Here is an 18,413-nt window from a genome sequence, read left to right as displayed (position 1 = left end):
TCATAATTGAGTTGTTATTCCTTAGATACCCGATCCCGCGCTTCTCGCTCCTCAAGGATGGCCAAGAAGGCCTTTATCAGATGAAGTCCTTTCTGCACAGAAGGATCCTTCAAAAGTTTTAAAAGCGAAAACACTGTTACTGACGACGTATCGTTCGACGCCCTTTTTTTTGCTTCTTGTACGATTGACAAACCCTCACGGACTTTCAAGTTCCAGGGTTCCACCATCTGTTTTGCGCCATTGACCAAATATTCGACAGATTGCTTGTCGGCGGCCATCGCTTCGGCCATATCACACACTCGTACCATCGCCTGAACGTACTTGGCGATTTTAGGCAGCTTGTCGAGAAGCAACACAGCTGATTCGAGCGTTTCCCTGCCTAGTTGCACAGGAGGTAGCTCGCCTTTCAAGCTGCCAAGCAGGTAATCCATTGACGCCTTATCTTTGATCACTTCATTGGCAAACGTCAACATGCGGTCCAACGCGTCATACTTTTCCAGGAAATCCGGTAATTTCTCCAGCGCATTCACGATGTTAGACTGGATCTCCGGTTTAGACAACATGACTACAAGCGGATCTAAATTTGGCTTCGTCACGCTTTGTTCACTCGACATGAAATATCCTCCTTTCCAAAGGCTAAAAACCGCTTACATCAGGCCCTTCAACATTCCATCCCAGTAGATGACAGGCAGCAAATCCTTTTTCAACAAATACATGCTCCTCCGCTCTTTCCCTTGGTCAACTGGAAACGACTCGTCCGGCGTGTTGCTGTAGTCAAATTCGGCGAGAATGAGACTACCGTAACCTGTTACCAAAGGGCATGAAGTATAGCCGTTGTACTGTTTCACGACGGGTTGCGTATGCAGCATACTGAGTAAATTAGCCACGACCACCGGCGCTTGTTTACGAATGGCCGCACCCGTTTTCGAAGTCGGCAGACTCGTGCAATCCCCGATTCCAAACACATTCGCGAACCGATTGTGCTGCAACGTAAATTTGTCAACGTCGACCCAACCATCCGCATTAGCAAGGGGGCTTGTCTTGATGAAGTCCGGAGCGCTCATCGGCGGTACCACGTGAATCATTTCATACCGTATCTCCACTCGCTGTTTGCTATCCAGATCTTCAAATACAGCTACCTTTTCTTTTCCGCGAATCTCAACCAGATTGTGTTTGAAGCGCGTTTCAATTTCTTTACGGGCAATCACCTTATTTAGAGAATCAGCGTATTTCTTGACGCCAAATATTACGGTGCCGCCCGAAACAAACATCACATTGGATTTGTCGCGAACCTTCGACTTGCGCAAATAATCATCCGCAAGATACATGATCTTTTGCGGCGCGCCGCCGCATTTAATCGGTGTGTTTGGAGCAGTGAAAATCGCATTTCCGCCTTTGAAGTTACGCAAGCTCTCCCATGTACTATTAACGTAATCATACGAGTAGTTACTGCACACTCCGTCTTTGCCAATCGATTCTCTCAGACCTTTAATCTTGTCCCAATCAATCTGAATGCCCGCAGCAACGACGAGATAGTCGTACGAAATCCACTTTTCGGAGCTAGTCACCACTTGATTTTCTTCCGGCTTGAACTCCTTCACAGCCTCTTGAATCCATACAGCACCTTCAGGAATGACAGAAGCCTCTTCGCGCTCCGTTACTTCACGAGCGACAGCCCCGCCGCCGACCAATGTCCAAAGCGGTTGATAATAATGTTTTGTGGCCGGATCAACAATCGCAACTTGGCCGGAAAGCCAGCGCGCTTCGCGTAACAGTCGAGCAGCCACACTAATCCCGCCACTTCCCCCACCAACAATGACAACCTTGTAATGCATCCACATTCACTCCACTTCCTAATAGAATTCAATTCGGTTTTAACCACCATATCCACTAGTTATGATAGTTAATAACGATATGCCGTCGAGAAGTTGCTGGTTGTTCTGCTATAAACGTACTACTTTAGCAAGAGAACATGTATCAGGGAAAACCCTGATTATCGGAGAAAAAACTGATATGTGAATGGATGGCGATGACAATAACTCTCCTCCCTTCATGAATAGAGTGTATAATTGAAATGCATATTAGTATATAGGGGAAATCCCTGATTGTATCTATACAGATACTCTCTAAAGTAGTTACCCTGTTGCCTGCATTCAGGCACTTCATAATGGAGAGAGTCAGATGACCAATGAGCTTTATCAAGATGCGCAAAGACTTCGAGAACTGTTTAATTTACTTAATGACGGAATTATAGTTATGGATCAGAACAGAATTATTGTGTATATCAATCCATCTGCAACCCGAATTACTGGATGGGAATTAGGGGATGTCATCCCATATTGTCTTTATTGTCAAAAAAGAACCGTTCCCCAAGGTGAAGAACGATGCTTTTTAGCAAGCCAACTAACGCAGAGTTATTTCGAATCCGAACTGCCGACAAAGATGGGAACGCTCGTACCCGTCGGAATGAGTCGAACATTTCTATCGTCAACAAACAATGCTTATGCGCGAAATATGGTTATCACAATTCGCGATGTGACGATTGAACGTCAAACCAAGGAATTGGAGTCACGCGCACAATTAAATCAACGTACACTGGAGGTTCAAGAAGAAGAGAGAAAGCGGATATCCCAGGAATTACACGACAGTATTTCCCAGACACTTTACGCAATTAATCTTAGTTTGGAACATCTTAAACGTCATGTCCCAAGTCAACAAACGAAAATCGAAGAAATCAACAAACAAGTGAAACTTTGTTCAGAAGAAGTGAGAGCAATGTCTCGGAATTTGTACCCAGCTGTTCTATACGACCTAGGACTCACTGCAGCCATTCGAACATTAGGAGAACAGATGTCATCGAACGACCGCGTCATCGAAGTCAACATCGATGCGGATTGGCTGCACGATGATTTAAACCGAAGCGCTGTGCACGTTTACAGAATCGTGCAGGAATCCTTGCATAATGCAATTCTCCACGGTAAAGCTTCTCAAATCCTTGTTTCACTTTCCTGCGATAGGGTATGTTTTGTGACCATCGAAGACAACGGACAGGGATTTGACACCAATTTCATCAAGGACACTCCCGGTTACGGGTTGAAAAACATGAAGGAACGAGTATCCGCATTAAATGGTAAACTTAACATTATCTCATCGCCGGGTCATGGTACCAAAGTCGAACTCCAATTCCCTAACCCTGTAATCGAAAGCCGGGAAACAAAGGATGATGCCTAATGCAGACGATAAAAGTTGTGATTATCGATGACCATACGCTTGTTCGTCAAGGATTATGTCTTATTTTTGAAGGTGTGTCTGACATTGTAGTTGTTGGCGAAGGATCTTCTGGTGATGAAGCCCTTATATTAGCTGAACGCTTAACTCCTGACGCCATATTGATGGACGTACACATGCCTCATGGGTTGGATGGAATTACTACAGCAAGACACATTCGTGAGTTATACCCTCAAATACGCATGGTCATGTTAACTATGTTTGACGACGATGCACATGTTGAAAAAATGCTGGCCGCAGGCGTAGACGGTATTTTGTTTAAACATGATGATAGCATAGAAATTTTAGAAGCGCTCCGAACTGGAACTACACGGCATCCCTATCTTCCAAAACGCCTGTCATATGAAACTCGGGAACGATTATTACAAAAATCTAAGGAAGAAGAATTTTTTTTTGATAAACTTTCTCCTAGAGAAACTGAAGTGCTGATTTTACTCGCGAAGGGATTTACACACAAAGAGATCTCAAACAAACTACACATCAGCGTAAAGACAGTAGAGACACATCGTTCGAATATTATGAAAAGGCTGTGCTTAGGATCACGCGCAGAACTTGTGAATTACGCGCTTAACAATGGATACATTGATTCTCTGAACTCTCTGGAAGACAAATAGACATTCAATATCGAGTAGGCCCATGCGCATTTGCATGGGCCTCTCACAGATCCGGACGTGCGGGTCATCGCATCCGGCTCCTCCAAGATTATCCCCTTTGGGGATGAAGTTCATTGTACATGGATCGAAGTGCTTGTAGCGACAATCTGGTTTATCTCCATTTATTATAGGGTGACGGTTTTTTACTATATCTCCATAATAGGTATCGCCCAAGTGCTGGAATTGAAAGATTACCGGTTCTTGACGCTGCCGTTGGGTGCTATTCTGGTCGTTTTCGCCCTTGTTACGCGTCCCAATGTCGCCTATTCGTTCGAATTTTTACAGGCTTATACAGCATTTGCGCCAATTATTGGTATTTTTTTCCGTTATTACTGCTTGCTGTTGCAGTTATACGGAAAAAATGAAATAATCAACCTGTTGACGTTGTCCCCTAAAAGCGCTTGATCCGGAAAACGAGGTTGACCGCCCCCCGTCACGGAGCACCGGCGACATTTCGCGTCACGGGAACAAAATTAAATTTGGAGCTAGCCTGGCCAAGGACCTGAAATAGACAAACGAATTCGCCCCTACTTGAAGTAGCTTTATCGAGCAGTGGATTCTGAAGGAAGCACGGTTGATTTCATGCTTTCCGAAAACCGCGATATTCATGCTGCGAAACGCTTTTTTAAGAAGGCGTTATCATCCTCACACAATCAATCGCCGCGTGTGATCACGGTGGATAAGAACCCTGCATATCCACCCGCACTGGAACAGTTAATGAATGAAAAGGAGCTTTCGAAAGAAACCATAATCAGACAAACAAAGTACCTTAACAACGTTGTAGAACAGGACCATCGATTTATAAAGAAAATAACAAATGCAATGATGGGATTCAAATCATTCCAGACAGTCGAGAAAACAATTTCTGGAATTGAAGCTTTTCATATGCTCAGGAAAGAACAGGTTGAAATATCACCTGTTCTTTCTAATGTTGATTTGATCAGTAAATTGTTCGGGTTGACTGCATAAATTTCTTATCAACTAAGATTAAGATTATCGTTTTTAATTTTTGCAACACAACCCATCTTTTTCTATGAAGAATGAAATATAATCCCCCGCTGCCGCATCGCCTCGAACAGCAAGACCGTCGCCGCCATCGCCGCATTCAGCGATTCCGCGCGGCCGCGCATCGGGATCAGCACCTGATGCTGCGACAGCTCCAGCGCTTCCGCGGACACGCCGGCGCCCTCGTTGCCGATGACGAACCAGGTCGCCGGGCGGAAGTCGTGCTCGTAGCAGCTGACGGCGCCCTGCAGACTCGTCGCCGCGATGTGGATGCCCGCTTCCGCCGCCTTCGGCAGCCATTCGCCAAGCGCGCCTTCGGCGATCGGCAGGTGGAAGAGCGAGCCCATCGTCGAGCGCACCGTCTTGGGATTGTACAAATCGACCGTGCCGCGCCCGAGCAGCACGCCCGTGGCTCCGACCGCATCCGCGCTGCGGATGATCGTGCCGAGGTTGCCGGGGTCCTGGATGCCGTCGATAACGACGACAAGCCCATCCCTGCGGCTCGCCTCGATCAGCTGCTGCGGCCGCCACGGCAGCTTCGGCACGACGGCGAAGACCGGCTGCGGCGTTTGCGTATCCGTGCACTTGGCAAGAACCGGCTCGGTCACCGCCAGGCATTCCACACCAAGCGCGGAAGCCTCCTGCAGCAGCGGCTCAACTGCTTCCTCCCTCGCTGCCGAATAAACCAGCGTCTCGGGAGGAAGCTCGGACCGCAGCGCCTCCTGCACGAGGTGGATCCCCTCGATCAGGAAGCGTCCCTGCTTCTCCCGCCCTTTCTTATCGAGCAGCTGCGTCCACTGCTTCGCTCTCGGATTTTGCAGCGATTCGATCACTGCGCTTCCGCTTCTTCTATACTCCATGTAGCCGTCCATCTCCCATAATTCCATTCGTGTTCTATGTACACAGGTTCGTATATTGCCAAGACAGCAACCGATCCGGCTTATTCTGCAAAAGACTTTTCGAAAGACCGCAGATCTTCATTACTTCCTACGACGACGAGCACGTCTTTATCCTTAATCAAATCCTCGGCGTTCGGGGCGATATTCATCCGCTCCCCATGCTTGATCGCCATGACGTTGCAGCCGTATTTGGCCCGGATATCGAGCTGCTGCAAGCTGCGTCCGATCATGGCGCTCGAAGCCTGAATCTCGATGATGCTGTAATCCTCGGATAGCTCAATGTAATCGATAATGTTGGAAGAGATCAAATGATGCGCCACCCGCATTCCCATATCGCGTTCGGGATAAATCACTTTGTCCGCGCCGACCTTGCGGAGCACTTTGCCGTGGAGCTCGTTTTGGGCCTTGACGACGACCTTCGGCACCCCGATCTCCTTGACGATGATCGTCGTCAGAATGCTCGCCTGGATGTCTTGCCCGATTGCGACGATTACGACGTCGAAGTTGCGGAGTCCGAGCGCCCGAAGCGCTTCCTCATCGGTCGAATCCGCCTGCACTACATGGGTGACGATGTTCGATACATCCTGAGTACGCTGCTCGCTGCTGTCGATCGCCAGCACCTCAAAGTCGAGCTCCGACAACGTCTTGGCTACACTGGAACCGAACCGGCCCATGCCGATGACGGCAAATTGTTTTTTTCCTAGTGCCACATCCAACGCCTCCCCTCGTTCAACAGTGTTATTATACCAAATCGAAGCCCATAGAACCAAAAAACGAAGCATGAACCTTCCCTGTTCCGCGCATATTAAAGGAAGCACATTCCCGTTATCGATTTCCATGGAGAAAGGAAGACCCCGACGATATGATCCTAACACTCAGACAAGCGATTATCGAACGCGTTCATGACAAAAGCAACGATGAGCTCAGCGATATCATTTCAAGCTCCATCGACGGCGAGGAACAAGCCCTTCCGGGCCTTGGAGTTTTATTCGAGATCATCTGGAAAAACAGCGGGGCCGACGTCAAGAACCAGCTCGTCTCGACGTTGAAAGAGCATCTGGCTTAACCTAAGCTTTTGACCGAAAAGGAATGTCTCAGCCAGGCACCCAGGATAAAAGGCTACGCCGTCCTTGTGTTACAAGGACCAGCGCGTTTATCAAGGTTGATGCGAAGCTATAAGTTGTGAAAAACTTATAAATTCTTAACAACAAAAAGAGGACAGCCCGCGCAAGGCATGCGCACGCTGTCCTCTTTTCCGTTCAATCCAAAACGCCGAACACATAGCCCTGCGGCATCGCTTTCGGCCGTTCGCAGGTGCTCTGCATGAGGTAATGCCGGCCCTCGTCCGAAGCGTCGTGGAAGCCGTGCATCGCTTCGAGCACATGGTAAGCCAGCTCCCCGTTCGCCCGGTTGATGCGGCCGCCGTGGATCGCGTAGGCCATATCGAGCACGCCGAGCCCCCGTCCGTTCTCTGCGTAGCCGTGGGACAGCGGGATTTCCTTCCACTCCTTCGCGTCGTGGCGCTTCAGAAGAACCGGCCCGCCGAACGTATTCGGATCGGGAACGCTAAGCGTGCCCAGGCTTCCGTATACCTCGATGCGAGGCAGCTGGGCGCCCCCGAATACGTCGAACGACGTGATGATCGTGCCGACTGCGCCGCCATGGAAGTCGAGCAAGCCCGCCACATGCGTCGGAGTGTCGACTTGAATCATCTTGCCGAACTTGGGCTGGCTTGTGATCGTACGTTCCGGGAACGTCACCTTGGTGGAGCCGGTCACGCGGCGGATCGGACCGAGCATCGCTACCAGCGCCGTCAAGTAATAAGGTCCCATATCGAACATCGGTCCGCCGCCCTTGGCGTAATAAAACTCCGGATCCGGATGCCAGTGTTCGTGCCCGCGGCCCATCATGAAGGCTGTGGCCGCCACCGGCGTGCCGATCCAGCCGTCCTCGATCAGCTTGATGCAGGTCTGGATGCCGCCGCCGAGGAACGTATCAGGCGCGCTTCCGACGAGCCGTCCCTTCTCGCGGGCTTTGGCCAGAATGGCCTGCCCTTCCTCGCGCGTAACCGCAAGCGGCTTCTCCACATACACGTGCTTGCCGGCCTCGAGCGCCTGCAGGCACACGTCGGCATGGGCCGCCGGAATCGTCAGGTTGATCACGATGTCGATCTCCGGATCGGCCAATAGCTCGGGTACGGTGCAAGCTTTCGCCACGCCGTGCTCTTCGGCGCTCGCCTTGGCCCGCTCCACATTTAAATCCGCGCAAGCGGCCACTTCTATGTTCGGGTAAGAGCTGCAATTTTTGAAATAAATGCCGCTGATTTTACCGCAGCCCACGATTCCTACTTTAATAGTAGACATTTCTTCGTTCCCTCCAGAACCGGCTTTTTCGCCCTATCGATTTAGTTGCTGTCCCCCATGCCCGTATACTGCAAATCCGCGGAAGCCTGAGCAGCAGCCGCTTTGGCTTTGCCTTCGGCGCACCAGACGAAGCCGCGCCGCATCAATTCCCGCACCTGCGGCATATCGACGATGTCGGCATGGTGGCCCAAAGAGCAGTAGTACACGCGTCCGACGCCCCAGCGCTTGGTCCAGACGACCGGCATATCGACCGCTTTATTCAGCGAATGCGGCCCGGCCACGACCGGGAACCGCGTCGTCGCCAGCACTTCCACCGTAGGATCGACGTGAAGATAATACTGCTCGCTCTTCACCGCGAAATCCTCGATGTCCTCCACGAGCGGACTCGAGCTGCTCTTGATATTCACCGTATATTCCACGCCGTCGTTACCCGGGTGCGCCACCCATTGCCCGCCGGTCATGAACTGCCAATCCACATTATTGCGGAACGAATCGCACATCCCCCCATGACAGCCCGCAATGCCGACGCCGCTCTGAACCGCCTTTGAGACGTTTGCGGCCTGCTCTTTCGAGATTTCGCCCATCGTCCATACCGGAACGATCAAGTCCAATCCCTTCAGCTTCACACCGTCGTTAAACGAATCTAGCGTATCCGATACTTCCACCTCAAAGCCATCGGCCTCTAACAATTCGCGGAAAATCCCGGCTACCTGCTCCGGCTCATGGCCCAGCCATCCGCCCCATACGATCAACGCTTTTTTCATCTCGGCCCGCTCTCCCTTATAGTTCATCTATTTGCACCCAGCGCCGCCCGGCGACGGACAGGTCCACCGCCTCAAGCACCTGCTGGCATTTAACCCCGTCCACAAAGCTCGGCTGCGGCTGGCGGTCTTCGGCCAGCGCCTGCATCAGCTCCACCGTCTCGTGGATAAACGTATGCTCGTAGCCGATCGTATGGCCCGGCGGCCACCAGGCGTCCGCATAAGCGTGTGCCGGATCGGTCGCCAGCACCCTTCGGAACCCCTGCACATCGCCTTCATCGTCCGCAAAATAAACCTGCAGCTCGTTCATCCGCTCGAAATCGAATTTCACGCTGCCTTTGCTGCCGTTAATTTCAAACGCATTGGTGCACCGGTGCCCCGCCGCGAACCGCGTCGCCTCGAAGCTGCCCAGCGCCCCGTTCGCGAACCGGCTCAGGAACAGCGTCGCATCGTCCACCGTCACCGGTCCCCTCGGCGCGTCCTTGCTGCCCTTGGCGCTCAGGCCGGTCATCGAAGACGGCACCGGACGCTCCTTGATGAACGTCTCGCTCATGCCGATCACCTCGGTCATGTCGCCGACAAGGTAATGGGCGAGATCGATCAGATGCGCGCCCAGGTCGCCGTGGGAGCCGGAGCCGGCCACCTCCTTCTGGAGCCGCCAGACAAGAGGGAATTCCGGATCGATGATCCAGTCCTGTAAGAACCAAGCCCGGAAGTGATAAATTTGGCCGAGCCGTCCTTCGGTAACCAGCTTCTTGGCCAGCTGCACGGCCGGAGCGAACCGGTAATTGAAGCCGACCATATGCTTCACATCCGCCGCCTGAACAGCCGCCAGCATCTCACGGGAATCGGCCAAGGTCAGGGCCAGCGGCTTCTCGCAGAATATATGCTTGCCCGCCTTCGCGGCCGCCAGTGCGATCTCCTTGTGAGCGTCGCTCGGCGCGTTGATATCGATAAGGTCGATATCGTCCCGCTCCAGCAGCGCCCGCCAATCCGTCTCGTGACTTTCCCAGCCGAATTGGGCCGCGGCCTGCCTTACCCCTTGCGGGTCTCGCCCGCAAATCGCCTTCATCACCGGCCTGGCCGCTTGCGGGAAAAACATCGGCAAATCCCGGTATGCATGGCTGTGAGCTTTGCCCATAAATTTATATCCGATCATCCCTACTCGAACTTCCTTCATCGGTCACCCTCCCATTTGGCATCCTGGAAGGCCGGTTAACCAGGATAAACGGCTACTGCGTCCTTGTCTTACAAGGACCAGCGCGTTTACCAAGGTTGATGCGAAGCTATAAGTTACGAAAACTTATAAATTCTTATCAACTAAGAAAACCGGACTTCCGGATTACTTGCTGGTCATGCAAGATTGCCGAACGACCAGCTCCGTCTTCAGCCGGACCTGGAAGCACGGCTCCGCTGCGCTCTCCGGAGCGGCAAGCCGATCCAGCAGCTTCTCCGCGGCGAGCTTGCCCATTTCGTAAAACGGCACGGCGACGCTCGTCAGCGGCGGATCGGTGACCCGGGCCGTATCGGAATCGTCATAGCCGACAATCGCCAGATCCCGCCCGACCTGAATGCCAACCTCGCGGAGCCCCTGCATAAGGCCCGTAGCCATCCGGTCGTTGGCCACGAATACGGCGTCCACCCGGTCCAGATGCGGCTTCAGCGCCGCCGCGGCGCGGTAGCCGCTTGTGCGGCTATAATTTCCCTCATAATACAGATGCCCGGGTACCTGCACTTCTCCGGCTGCGACTGCAGGGAGCAAGCCGCTCTCATGCATCGCCTTCTTGTAGCCGCGCAGACGGTCGCCGCTGTTCGAGAACTGGGGCGAGCCGTTCAGGAAAGCGATCTGCCGATAGCCGCGCTCCACAAGGTGCTTTACCGCCTTGCGGCTGCCCTCTTCATGGTCCGCGTCCACTTCGCAGAAGCGTTCGCCGCTGAAATGTTGGTTCACCAGGCAGAACGGATGCCCTGCCGCTTCCAGCTTCTTCAGCTCGCTCCGCTCTCCCGGCGAGTCGGTTGCCCCGAGGATGACGCAGGCGTCCACCTTCTGTGAACGGAACAAGCTGCTGTAATCGCTTTCTTCTCCGGGACTGCGGAACATAAGCAGCATATCGTAGCCCTTCTGCTTAACGGCTTCGCCGATCCCGCTGAGCACCTCGGAGAAATAATACGTCGAGAAAATATGCACCTTCGGCACGTAAGGAAGCACGATGCCCAAATTGCCGCTGCGGCGGCGGGCGAAGCTCTGAGCGATGGCGTTCGGATGATAGTTTAAGGTCTTGGCTGCTTGAAGCACCCGCTGCTTCGTTTCCTCCTTCATCGGGCCTACGCCGTTGAAGACACGGGAAACGGTCGCCTCGGATACTCCCGCTAGCTCAGCAACTTCCTTGCGGGTAACGATTCCAACCCCTCCTCTTCCCAAAATGTACGCGCGTTCATTATCTCACGCTCCATTAAAGCTGTCAATGGTGATCGGGGATTTTTTCCAAGCTGCGCTGACCGAAGGCACCCGCATCGGAATGCCGTTTTCCCCCTCTTGTCAACAGCCTTCCGAGCGACTATGCTTGAACTAACCTACACAACTTGGGAACACGTTATTTTGATGCGGGAGTTGCTATAATCTATGAAGCTTCTGGTTGCGGAAGACGACCACTCGGTCTGTGAAATGCTGCAGTTGTTTTTCAGCAAGGAACAATATGAAACGACCTTCGTCCACGACGGCCTCGCCGCGGAGCAGGCGATCGCACAGCAGGGCTGGGACTTCATCATTCTGGACTGGATGCTTCCTGGCAAAGACGGCATTACGCTCTGCCGGGACATCCGCCGCAAGCTGGCGACGCCGGTCATCCTACTGACGGCCAGAGACCAGGAGCAGGACCGCATTCTCGGTCTGGAGCTTGGAGCGGACGATTATGTGACCAAGCCCTTCAGTCCGATGGAGCTGATCGCCCGGATGAAGGCGGTGCTGCGGCGTTATCGTGCCGGAAGCGGAGGTGCGGAGCCAGGCTCCTCTGCGGATGACGTCTTCTCGGAGGAAAGACCCGACGATGAGGTGCTGAAGCATAAGAAGATCCTCGTTAATTTATCCGCGCGCAGCGCCACGCTGAACGGAACGACCATCACCAACCTGACCCCCAAGGAATTCGAGCTGCTGACTCTTTTCGTGCGTTATCCGAAACGGGTATTTACCCGGGAACAGCTGCTGGAAAGCATCTGGGGCTTCGATTATTTGGGCGAGGAGCGCACCGTCGACGTGCATATTAAACGGCTGCGCAATAAAGTCTCGTCGCCGGAGCACCCGCTGATCGTCACCGTTTGGGGCGTAGGCTACAAGCTGGAGGAATGACCATGCCAGGGGCGCGCCGCCGGTTCCGCTACCGCTTTACCTTCTTTCAGCGTCAGTTTCTGAGCCATCTGATCGTGTCGCTGCTGATCCTATCGCTCTTGTCCGCAGGCTTCATTTATTTTATGGAGAAACAGTTCTACAAGCAGAAAACCGAGGAGCTCAGCAGCATAGCCAGAGCGATCGTACGCCTCGTAGCCAAGGAGGAGGAAGACCCCGCCGTTTCGCTCCAGACTTATCGGGGCCTGCTGAGCGAAAGGAAGGTATCCTTCATTCTTCTGGACAAGTACGGTGAACTCGTTTACCGCGATCCCAGGATGCCCAAAGCGCTGAGCGGCCGTCCCTTCCTTGACAGACTTCGCGGCAGGGTGCTGGGTACGAAGGAAATAACGAGCTTCACCATCGTACGCAATACGGATCAGCCGTTGGTCATCTACTATAAGTCCATCAAGCCAAAAAGTCAGAAGGGGGATCTGCAGCTCTTCGTCATCTCGCCTCTCCAGGGCATCCAAGCTACGCTAGTGACACTCGATCAGGCGCTGATCTACATCATTGCCTTTGTCTTTTTGCTAGCTGTAGCTGTCTCTTGGCTGATCTCCAGAAATATGAGCCGCAGCATCCGTTCGCTGCGCCTGACCACGCGTCAGCTGGCCTCCGGCATCTACAGCGCCCGTTCCCCGGTCAATCGCTCTGATGAGCTCGGCGAGCTTGCGCGCGACTTCAACTCCATGGCCGACCAGCTGGAGCAGTCGGCGGAGAAGCTGAAGCAGTTCGAGACGCGCAGGCGTCATTTTATTACGGACGTGACCCATGAGCTGCGAACGCCGCTGACCTCGATCCGGGGCATAATCGAAGGGCTGAAGAATGGCTTCGTCCATAAGCCCGAGGAGCAGTTGAAGTATTACGGCATCATCGAGAAGGAGACCTTCCGCCTGATCCGTCTCATCAACGAGCTGCTCGACATGGAGAAGATCGAGAGCGGCTTGATTACGCTCCATAAGAAGACGAGCCCGCTCATCGAGCTGTTCGAATTCGTCTCGGAGACGCTGGACGTGCTGATCGAGGAGAAGCGGCTGCATCTTGTCATCGAATGCCAGCCCGAGCTGAGGGTGTACGGGGATTACGACCGTCTGACCCAAATCGTCATCAATCTCGTGAAGAACAGCATTCAGTTCACGGACTACGGCACGATCCGCCTGACCGGCATCGAGACGGAGGACGCTACGATGATCACAGTAGCCGATACCGGCAGAGGCATGTCCACTGAGGAGCTGGCGCTCATCTGGGAGCGCTTCTACAAGGCGGACCCCTCCCGGAGCAAGACCAACAGCGAAACCGGTCTCGGCTTGTCCATCGTCAAGCAGCTTGTCGAAGCGCATGACGGCTCCATTGAGGTGAACAGTACCGCCGGCCTCGGCTCGACCTTCACCGTGACGCTGCCGAAGCGGGCGCCGTCTGTAGAGCCGGAAGGCGGCAACGCCGCAACATAAGCTCGTCACAAACGGCAACGACCGGCATGCGCACGAAGTCTCGCGAAGCCGGTCGCTTTTTACGTTTACGCCCCCTTCCGCTACAATCTGCCATACGCCTTGCAGTAACGGTAGATGCGGGAGAAGATGCGCTTGTCCTTCAGCTTGCGGAAGATCCATGGGTCGGGGCACGTGTTCACTTCCAGCACCCAAGGGTGCAGCTGTTCATCCAGCGCCACATCGAGCCCGATCTCCTTCAGTCCCGGATATTTCCTGTACAGCTGCCGGGCCACCGAGGTCCCGAGCCGGCGGAGCTTTTGAAGCAGACGCCCCGTCTCTTCTCCTGACAAATGCGAGCTTAGCAGCGTTTCCACCGGATATAAAGTGCCTCCGTTGTGGATATTGGTCACCACCTTATTCGCCGCGGCCAGCCGGCCGATCAAGCCCGTCGTCTCCCACCGTCCCTGCGGACTGAGCTGCACCATCACCCGCAGATCAAAACGCCGGCCTTGATGCTTGAGCAGCTGAATCCCCTTCTGCGCCAGATACAAGCGGCCGCCGGTCAGCCCTTTGATCGCATCGTACATCGCGTCGTAATCGGTGAAGCTTCGTATCCTCGTCCCCGCTTGGAACCGGTACCGGGTGCTCCCCGAGCCCGTCTCCCGCTCGATGCGCATGACGCCGATGCCGTACGTTCCAGTGCTCGGTTTGACATAAACCATGCCGTATTTCTTCAGCATCTCATTTAAATGGGCCCTGGTCATCGTCTGGGTTTCCGGAATATGCAGAGCAATGGCACGGCTATCCAGAAGCGCTTTCGTCTTCTTCCATTTGCTGACCACAAATCTTCTGCGAACAATCGCTTTCTTCATCACGAGCCGCCTTTCATTCCCGCTTTCTTTACGTCACCCGCAAGCTGCCTTATTCCTTCATGCAGTCCTTTATTAGTGTATGCCCGGTTCGGACCGTTGGTCCCGGGTGTCCGCCTACCGCTAGAGGCTGTGCGAACGCCGCCCCAACGCACAAAAGGCTCCTCACCTCCCGCACCGCGGGCATGTGAAGAGCCTGATGAAGAGACGGGCCTGATCGTTACGGCGCCATCTCCAGAAATTTCAGATTCGGATTTTTCTCCATCGACGTCCGAAGCGCATATTCATTCTCGAACAGCGCAACGTAGTTGTCCTTCTTGTCTTTCACAAGCTGCGAATTGATCCGGAACTTCGCCGGGTCGATGTCGTCTCCCACGAGCCAGCGGGCGAATTGGTAGGTCATGCGCGCCAGCTGCACTTCCACGCCGTACTCCGCCTTCATCCGGTACTCGAACACCTCGAACTGGAGCTGCCCGACGACGCCGAGGATCAGGTCCTCGAAGCCGATCGTCTTGAACACCTGAATGGTGCCCTCCTCCGTCAGCTGGTCAACGCCCTTCTGAAACTGCTTATGCTTGAGCGCGTTCTTCACAGTCACCTTGGAGAACAGCTCCGGGGAGAACGTCGGCAGCTCGTCGAATTCGAGGCCCGCCGTCTGGCTGAGCGTATCTCCGATGCGGAAGATGCCCGGATCGAACAGACCGATAATATCGCCCGGATACGCATCCTCGACGATATCGCGGTCCTGCGCGAGGAACTGCTGCGGCTGGGCCAGCTTGATCTCCTTTCCGACGCGCACGTGCTTCACCGACATCCCCCGCTCGAACTTGCCCGAGCAGATGCGCAGGAAGGCGATACGGTCCCGGTGCGCCGGGTTCATGTTTGCCTGGATTTTGAAAATGTAGCCGGTAAACTTCTCGTTCAGCGGGTCGACCTGGCCCTCGTTGCTCTTGCGCGGCGTCGGCGTCGGCGCCAGCTGCAGAAAATTCTCGAGGAACGTCTGCACCCCGAAGTTGTTGATCGCGCTGCCGAAGAATACCGGCGTCAGCTCGCCTTGGCGCACCTTCTCGAAATCGAACTCGTCGCCCGCTACGTCGAGCAGCTCCAGATCCTGCACGAGCTGGTCATAGAAGAACTCGCCGGCGATCTCCTTCACGACCGGGTCTTCGTAGCCGCTGACCTTGCGAACCTGGATTTCGCGGTGGTCGTCGCCCTGGAACAGCTCCACCTGCGTCAGCTTCCGGTCGTACACGCCGCAGAACTGCTTGCCCATCCCGATCGGCCAGTTCATTGGGTAAGATCGGATGCCGAGCACGTTCTCCAGCTCCTCAAGCAGGTCGAACGGATTCTGCCCCTCGCGGTCCAGCTTGTTGATGAACGTGAAGATCGGAATGCCCCGCTTGCGGCATACCTGGAACAGCTTCTTCGTCTGGGCCTCGACGCCCTTGGCGGAGTCGATCAGCATCACCGCGCTGTCCGCAGCGGTCAGCGTCCGGTACGTGTCCTCGCTGAAGTCCTGGTGACCCGGGGTATCCAAAATGTTGACGCGGTGCCCTTCATAATCGAATTGCATCACGCTCGACGTAACCGAGATTCCCCGCTGCTTCTCGATCTCCATCCAGTCTGAGGTCGCGTGGCGGCTGGCCTTGCGGCCCTTGACCGTACCGGCCAGCCGGATCGCGCCTCCGAAGAGCAGCAGCTTCTCGGTCAGCGTCGTCTTCCCCGCGTCCGGGTGGGAAATAATAGCAAAGGTACGGCGTTTCAGTACCTCATTTTTCAATTTGTCGGTCGTTCCCGTGCTCATATGCGTTGATGTTCCTTTCTTTTTGCGAGAATAACGCGGCTCGGCCGCTGGGGCTCATCCCCCTGGTGTCAAACCAGCTTAATCGTCCAGTCGGCTTCCTTCAGCCAGGTTCGGGTCTCGAACTCCCTGCCGCGCACCGTGACCTTGTCTTTATATACCTGGACGTACAGCCCCTGGGATTTGAGCTTGGCGCTCGCCCCGTCGAAGTTGCGGTTCAACACCCGTCCTACGGACGAGTTATGGAAATAGTGGAACGTTTCCTTGACGTAATGCTCGACTGTGCCTTGAAAATCCTGATGCCGGTGTCCGCAGAAGACGAATACGTTCTTGTACGGCTTCAGAATTTCGCGGAACTTCTTGGCCGGAATCAGCTGATGCGACCCGCCGTCCTGCCCGATTGGCGGAAGCGGCTGGTGCGTCATCACGAAGACGGGCTTGCCGTCCTTGTAGGAAGCGAGCTTCTCCTTCAGCCAGTCGAGCTGCTCGTCGGAATACCAGGCGCCTTCTCCGACCTCCGGCCGCTCCTGCACATAGGCCTCCTGCGACAGCAGCACCAGATGGTGGTCCTTCACCTTGACGTCGTAATAAATTTTCTGCAGGCCAAAAAACTTCATGAACCGTTCGCGCGACTGCCAATCCGTCTTGCCGTTCGGCACCGTGTCCTTATTGAAGCCGCCCTTCCGATCGATCCAGATGTCATAATAGTCGTGGTTGCCCATGTTGGCGTAAATCGGCGGCAGCTGATAAGCGGACAGCAGCTTCTGCAGCTCCTTGTAGTCGACCTCGCGGCCGTAGTCCGTCAGATCGCCGGTGATGACAATTGTATCGATCGGCGAGTCAATTTGCTTGATATCCTTCAGCGCTTCCTTCATATGCTGAATGGTCAGAGGATCGTAGGTCGAGATATGCAGATCGCTCAGAATCATATAAGACAGCAATGGTCCACCGTTTTCCGCCGATACGGAGGCGGTCTCCACCCTCGGCTCCTGCTTATTCAGCAGAACGGCGTCCTTCGCCGGCTCCGAGACCTGCGAATCCACTGACTTTTGCAGCAGCTTTACGAGTCCCGTGAGCGCTGCCCCGATCATAACGAGCATCCCAAGCATCCAACGAATAAAAGCGCGTCGCGTCATGCGGCGTATGCCCCCTGTTTCTCTATGCGGGAAGTGCTCCCATCCCTTTATTATAGCTTTTTTTTGCAGCGCTTGCACTAAGGGAAATGTCATCCTTTTAAATGACTTCCTATCAACTGAAAAAAAAGAACCCGTATAACCGGAATGATCGAATCATTCCTGTTTCACGGATTCTTTCTCTGATTCCATCTTTAGCTGCCGAGCAGAAAAGCCCGCGCCGGCGCCGCCTCGATGCCCTCCAGCTTGAGCGGCGCAAGCACGAAGAAGTAGCTGCCGGGAGGCACGTCAGCGAGGCGCAGCCCCTCGAGGATGAGCACGCCTGCCCGCATCAGCGTCCGGTGCGTCGGGTACCCCTCTTGGGACCGTTCAATACCCAGGGCGTCCGTTCCGACTCCCTTAATGCCGAGCTCCGCCAGATAGGCCGCACCGTCGGCCCGCAGAAAGACGAAGCCGTCATCCCAGCGGTCCGTGAACGAATTGCGGGTTTTGAGCAGAATCCATTCGCCCGGCTGAATCGCGTGAGGCTTCAGATCCTCCGCCGTTACCGCGTCCACGACACGGGTCAAATCCAGCACCCTCGCCGTCCCGACCAGGTCCTGCAACGGAATCGTATCGATCGTGGCGCCGCCGTCCAGCATGTGCAATGGAGCATCGAGATGCGTCCCCGTGTGCGCGTCGATGCCGATGCGCGTTCCGTAGGTTTGTCCTGTCTGATGGTTGCTCGTATTCTCGAATGTCGGCCGCACTGCGGCATTATCTTTCCATACCTGCATATCCGGCCGAATCGCCGTCGAAATATCGTACAGCTTGAACATCCTTGGCTCCC

The 18,413-nt window shown here is 54.4% G+C and carries 18 protein-coding genes and 1 pseudogene; 7 read left to right on the top strand and 12 right to left on the bottom strand.

Translation table 11 applies throughout. From position 1 onward, the window contains the following. Positions 1–14: 14 nt before the first annotated feature. Both O9H85_RS14745 and O9H85_RS14740 read right to left on the bottom strand, forming a co-directional pair. Positions 15–614, bottom strand: coding sequence for a helical membrane plugin domain-containing protein (locus O9H85_RS14745; RefSeq protein ID WP_269882196.1), 600 nt, complete (start codon positions 612–614; stop codon positions 15–17). Between the two features lie 33 nt (positions 615–647). After that, positions 648–1,835, bottom strand: a complete 1,188-nt coding sequence (locus O9H85_RS14740) for an NAD(P)/FAD-dependent oxidoreductase (RefSeq protein WP_269882417.1) — start codon at positions 1,833–1,835, stop codon at positions 648–650. A 346-nt stretch (positions 1,836–2,181) separates the two neighbouring features. Here O9H85_RS14740 and O9H85_RS14735 point away from each other — a divergent pair, with 346 nt between their 5' ends. From O9H85_RS14735 to O9H85_RS14720, 4 genes and pseudogenes are all read left to right on the top strand, one after another. Next, positions 2,182–3,231, top strand: a complete 1,050-nt coding sequence (locus O9H85_RS14735; protein ID WP_269882195.1) for a sensor histidine kinase — start codon at positions 2,182–2,184, stop codon at positions 3,229–3,231. Then, a complete protein-coding gene (locus O9H85_RS14730) occupies positions 3,231–3,902 on the top strand; it encodes a response regulator (RefSeq protein WP_269882194.1) in 672 nt (223 codons plus the stop codon). The genes O9H85_RS14735 and O9H85_RS14730 overlap by 1 nt, the downstream gene beginning before the upstream one ends. Before the next feature lie 57 nt (positions 3,903–3,959). Then, positions 3,960–4,346 carry a GerAB/ArcD/ProY family transporter gene (locus O9H85_RS14725; protein WP_269882193.1) on the top strand — a complete coding sequence of 129 codons (387 nt, stop codon included), beginning with the start codon at positions 3,960–3,962 and terminating at the stop codon, positions 4,344–4,346. 135 nt (positions 4,347–4,481) lie between these two features. After that, positions 4,482–4,910 (top strand): annotated as a pseudogene (locus O9H85_RS14720) (IS6 family transposase); the annotation flags it as partial. A gap of 62 nt (positions 4,911–4,972) precedes the next feature. Here O9H85_RS14720 and O9H85_RS14715 read toward each other — a convergent pair. Continuing rightward, positions 4,973–5,806, bottom strand: coding sequence for a TrmH family RNA methyltransferase (locus O9H85_RS14715; RefSeq protein ID WP_269882192.1), 834 nt, complete (start codon positions 5,804–5,806; stop codon positions 4,973–4,975). Between the two features lie 80 nt (positions 5,807–5,886). Next, entirely contained in the window at positions 5,887–6,555 is a 669-nt protein-coding gene (locus O9H85_RS14710; protein WP_269882191.1) for a potassium channel family protein, read from the bottom strand. 152 nt (positions 6,556–6,707) lie between these two features. Between O9H85_RS14710 and sspI the strand changes: the two genes are divergently transcribed. Then, complete coding sequence (gene sspI, locus O9H85_RS14705) at positions 6,708–6,911, top strand: small acid-soluble spore protein SspI (RefSeq protein WP_269882190.1); 204 nt, start codon at positions 6,708–6,710, stop codon at positions 6,909–6,911. Between the two features lie 193 nt (positions 6,912–7,104). On the opposite strand, the gene O9H85_RS14700 is transcribed toward sspI, so the two are convergent. From O9H85_RS14700 to O9H85_RS14685, 4 genes are all read right to left on the bottom strand, one after another. Continuing rightward, positions 7,105–8,208: a Gfo/Idh/MocA family protein gene (locus O9H85_RS14700; protein ID WP_269882189.1), complete on the bottom strand. Its 1,104-nt coding sequence runs from the start codon at positions 8,206–8,208 to the stop codon at positions 7,105–7,107. Between the two features lie 41 nt (positions 8,209–8,249). Next, positions 8,250–8,972: a ThuA domain-containing protein gene (locus O9H85_RS14695; RefSeq protein ID WP_269882188.1), complete on the bottom strand. Its 723-nt coding sequence runs from the start codon at positions 8,970–8,972 to the stop codon at positions 8,250–8,252. Positions 8,973–8,988: 16 nt separating this feature from the next. Then, positions 8,989–10,149, bottom strand: a complete 1,161-nt coding sequence (locus tag O9H85_RS14690; protein WP_269882187.1) for a Gfo/Idh/MocA family protein — start codon at positions 10,147–10,149, stop codon at positions 8,989–8,991. A gap of 162 nt (positions 10,150–10,311) precedes the next feature. Next, a complete protein-coding gene (locus O9H85_RS14685) occupies positions 10,312–11,391 on the bottom strand; it encodes a LacI family DNA-binding transcriptional regulator (RefSeq protein WP_269882186.1) in 1,080 nt (359 codons plus the stop codon). A gap of 201 nt (positions 11,392–11,592) precedes the next feature. Between O9H85_RS14685 and O9H85_RS14680 the strand changes: the two genes are divergently transcribed. Together O9H85_RS14680 and O9H85_RS14675 are read left to right on the top strand one after the other, a co-directional pair. Then, positions 11,593–12,315, top strand: a complete 723-nt coding sequence (locus O9H85_RS14680) for a response regulator transcription factor (RefSeq protein ID WP_269882185.1) — start codon at positions 11,593–11,595, stop codon at positions 12,313–12,315. Between the two features lie 2 nt (positions 12,316–12,317). Next, positions 12,318–13,802, top strand: a complete 1,485-nt coding sequence (locus O9H85_RS14675; RefSeq protein WP_269882184.1) for a sensor histidine kinase — start codon at positions 12,318–12,320, stop codon at positions 13,800–13,802. An 80-nt stretch (positions 13,803–13,882) separates the two neighbouring features. Here O9H85_RS14675 and O9H85_RS14670 read toward each other — a convergent pair whose 3' ends face one another. From O9H85_RS14670 to O9H85_RS14655, 4 genes are all read right to left on the bottom strand, one after another. Next, on the bottom strand, positions 13,883–14,653 hold the full coding sequence (locus O9H85_RS14670; RefSeq protein WP_269882183.1) for a YheC/YheD family protein: 771 nt from the start codon (positions 14,651–14,653) through the stop codon (positions 13,883–13,885). Between the two features lie 217 nt (positions 14,654–14,870). Further along, positions 14,871–16,454: a peptide chain release factor 3 gene (locus O9H85_RS14665; protein WP_269882182.1), complete on the bottom strand. Its 1,584-nt coding sequence runs from the start codon at positions 16,452–16,454 to the stop codon at positions 14,871–14,873. A 68-nt stretch (positions 16,455–16,522) separates the two neighbouring features. Then, complete coding sequence (locus O9H85_RS14660) at positions 16,523–17,587, bottom strand: metallophosphoesterase family protein (RefSeq protein ID WP_269882181.1); 1,065 nt, start codon at positions 17,585–17,587, stop codon at positions 16,523–16,525. Positions 17,588–17,778: 191 nt separating this feature from the next. Further along, a complete protein-coding gene (locus O9H85_RS14655; protein WP_269882180.1) occupies positions 17,779–18,402 on the bottom strand; it encodes a cyclase family protein in 624 nt (207 codons plus the stop codon). Between the last annotated feature and the right edge of the window lie 11 nt (positions 18,403–18,413).

It is taken from the genome of Paenibacillus gyeongsangnamensis, from assembly GCF_027533625.1.
In the GTDB taxonomy this organism is placed as follows: domain Bacteria; phylum Bacillota; class Bacilli; order Paenibacillales; family NBRC-103111; genus Paenibacillus_G; species Paenibacillus_G gyeongsangnamensis.
The sequence above is the reverse complement of the archived record's forward strand: the minus strand, read 5'-3'. Positions and strand labels throughout refer to the sequence as shown.